The sequence below is a fragment of the Pontibacterium sp. genome (genome assembly GCF_041587635.1).
Lineage (GTDB): Bacteria > Pseudomonadota > Gammaproteobacteria > Pseudomonadales > Balneatricaceae > Pontibacterium.
Map to the genome: position 1 here is coordinate 1 of NZ_JBFGYC010000519.1, position 2,863 is coordinate 2,863.

The following is a 2,863-nucleotide window of genomic DNA, read 5'->3' on the forward strand; positions in this document are numbered from 1 at the left end:
CTTCTGGTGTAAGCGCTCAGAGCTACGCGAGAAACAGTACGCCGCAAGAAGCACAAACGGCGTGGTCGGCAACAACGGCAAAAAGATACCGATGAAACCAGCCAGCAAGCAGATCAGCCCGACAACGAGATAGATCATTCTGCCCATGTAGCACTCCTCAATCCAACTTTCTTCAAGCCAGACACCCAGCGTTCATGATTCTGTTAATGTCGCGTATAACTACTAATCCTAGCGCAGACACCCTTCCGCGTCACACCGGAGCGTTTATTTACCCGCTTTTGCCAGAAAACGATCCAGTTTATTGGCGAACATCTGACGATCATGCTGATTAAGCGCAGGAGGCCCCCCGGTATCAATACCGGAGCTTCTCAGCGTATCCATAAAATCACGCATCGATAGCCGTTGGCGAATATTCTCTTTGCTGTACATTTCACCACGCGGATTCAAGGCATGGCCACCCTTTTCAATGACCTCGGCGGCAAGAGGAATATCAGCAGTGATCACCAGATCTCCGGTTTCCAGCTTCTGTACAATGGTGTTATCTGCTACATCAAACCCTGCCGGTACCTGGATCGAACTGATCAAAGGTGACGGAGGTGTTGCCAGAAACTGGTTTGCAACCAGTGTTAACCGGGTTTCCGTCCGTTCAGCGGCACGAAATAAAATATCTTTAATCACACGCGGACACGCATCCGCATCAACCCAAATCTGCATATCTCTACCGATTATCAATTCAAATGCATCATTTCATTGAAAAAATGTATGCATGAACTACCTTTATTGAACATACAATAAACGCACATAATATGAGTTTACATTCAATAACTTATATTACGTGGTTCGAACAGTTTCAGAATACCCATATTTAGCAGAAACGAGTGCTCCCGACCAATAGCAGGATGCTGCCACATTGTTGTCGCAGATTCAGGGAGGAGCTGCCGTAACGATTTTTTGGACCATGCAGGTCCCCAAAAAATCTCATGTGCCACCGGATAATACACCGGAGAAGGAACCCATGAGTCGTCAGAACAAGTTCTCAGTACTGCTCATCACGGACAACAAAGGTCCACTAGAAACCATCATTCGCCTTATAAAACGGCACTTTAGCTGTTTCTACCTGGCCTGCAGTCCAGAACAAGCGGTGGAAGTCATAAACAGCAAAGGTATTGATGTCGTGCTGTTCGGCTACGGTGACGTTCAGGAAGCAGAAGTCTGCTTCCTTCATATGATTCGAAATGATCGGACCATCGAAGATAAGATATCGTCGACAATGGTACTCTGCTGCAAAGAACAGGTACAGAATGCGTTTAATATCTGCAACAAAGATATCTTCAACGACTACTTCATCGTAAAACCACTCTACGACCCGCATCATATTCTGCTGCGCCTGCGCACTCTACGTCGCCTGTTATCCACCAACAGTCTGAAGCAGAGTAAATCCATGTCGGTGGATGAGATGTGTAGCTACTTTGATCAGGTCGCGACCTCCGGTCAGGAGCTGATGAACCTTAATCAGGAGTCTCTGCAGCGCTTGATGGCAACGGTGACGTTCTCGATGGAATCGATGAAAGAACGCATGCGCAGCGAACAACCCAACAATCCGAATATCTGTGCTCAGGCGGTCAACGCTATCATTGATGACCATGCGACTAACACACTAATGCCTCAGCTTCAGGGAGAGAAACATAACGCGAGTGAAAGCGTTAATTCGCTGGTCAGCGATCTGGTTACCCAATCCGAAAACAACAAATCCAGCTTGCAACATGAAATAAAACAGAACCAGCCTTCCGCGGTCAGCATTATGATCTTAGAAGATGAAGAGCAGGAACTGATGAGACTGGCGACTTATCTGGAAGAAACCGGATATTCACCCAATATATCTACCCATGCAGCCCACGCCCTGAAGATGCTAGAGCAGTGGCAACCACGCATCGCGCTTGTTGACCTGACACTACCCGATATGAGCGCACTGCATGTCATCTCCCGCATTCAGAACCACCCTAAACTGCAGAATACAAAAATCATGGCGCTGGCAAAACAAGGGGATAAAGACAAAGTCATGGAAGCTGTTAAGATGGGGATAAACGAGGTCATGATGAAGCCTGTCGACAAAGACATGCTGATGTACAAAATCAATTACAACTTAACCAGTGGATAAAGAACAACCACTGTCGCGAGTTCCTAAGAAAGATAGCTTTTATGCCCGTCGTCCAGAAAGATCCCGACCACAACCGCCGTATTATGGCGCGCCTCATGACGTATGGCTTCTGGATTATTTTGCTGGCAGGTCTGACCGTCTACTTTGGCGACCTGCTGGAAAAGAAACACAATCCCAACCTTCATCTGGCCAATCCAACAGGCCAATCATCACCTGAGGTCGTTCTGAAGCGCAATGCTTATGGGCACTATGTCGCACCGGGTCTGATCAACGATGTACCCGTCATTTTTATGCTGGACACCGGCGCGACCTCAATCAGTATTCCCAAATCAGTGGCCGATAAAATGCAGTTACGACAACGGGGTAGCAGTATGGTCAACACCGCAAATGGCTCCATTACGGTGCACAACGTTCGTCTGGACAGCGTCTCTTTAGGAAGCATTACACTCAACGATATGCGGGCACATATTAATCCGTATATGGAAGGTAATACCGTGTTACTAGGTATGAGCTTTATGAAACATCTGGAAATGGTGCAGAAAGGCGACACTTTGCGCCTGCGCCACTAATTACTTCCAGTTCCCCCTCAACGCGTCTGCTCTCACACCTGTAATTTGCATCAGCTCCCATTAGAAACCACAAGACTTTATACACTATCGTGCTACCGGAATAACTAAACCTCAGAAGCCTTCTAATGAACCTACA

Annotated in this window: 4 protein-coding genes; 2 read left to right on the forward strand and 2 right to left on the reverse strand. The window is 47.3% G+C overall.

Features of this window, described 5'->3' with window-relative positions; translation table 11 throughout:
- Window positions 1-147, reverse strand: a 147-nt coding sequence (locus ABYW01_RS18365; protein WP_372835650.1) for a YbaN family protein, incomplete at its 3' end; no start/stop codon positions are given.
- A 117-nt stretch (window positions 148-264) separates the two neighbouring features.
- Entirely contained in the window at window positions 265-714 is a 450-nt protein-coding gene (locus ABYW01_RS18370; RefSeq protein WP_372835645.1) for a YaiI/YqxD family protein, read from the reverse strand.
- Between the two features lie 301 nt (window positions 715-1,015).
- On the opposite strand from ABYW01_RS18370, the gene ABYW01_RS18375 reads away from it, so the two are divergent.
- Window positions 1,016-2,158: a response regulator gene (locus ABYW01_RS18375; RefSeq protein WP_372835647.1), complete on the forward strand. Its 1,143-nt coding sequence runs from the start codon at window positions 1,016-1,018 to the stop codon at window positions 2,156-2,158.
- A gap of 41 nt (window positions 2,159-2,199) precedes the next feature.
- Window positions 2,200-2,727, forward strand: a complete 528-nt coding sequence (locus tag ABYW01_RS18380) for a TIGR02281 family clan AA aspartic protease (protein WP_372835648.1) — start codon at window positions 2,200-2,202, stop codon at window positions 2,725-2,727.
- Window positions 2,728-2,863 lie beyond the last annotated feature (136 nt).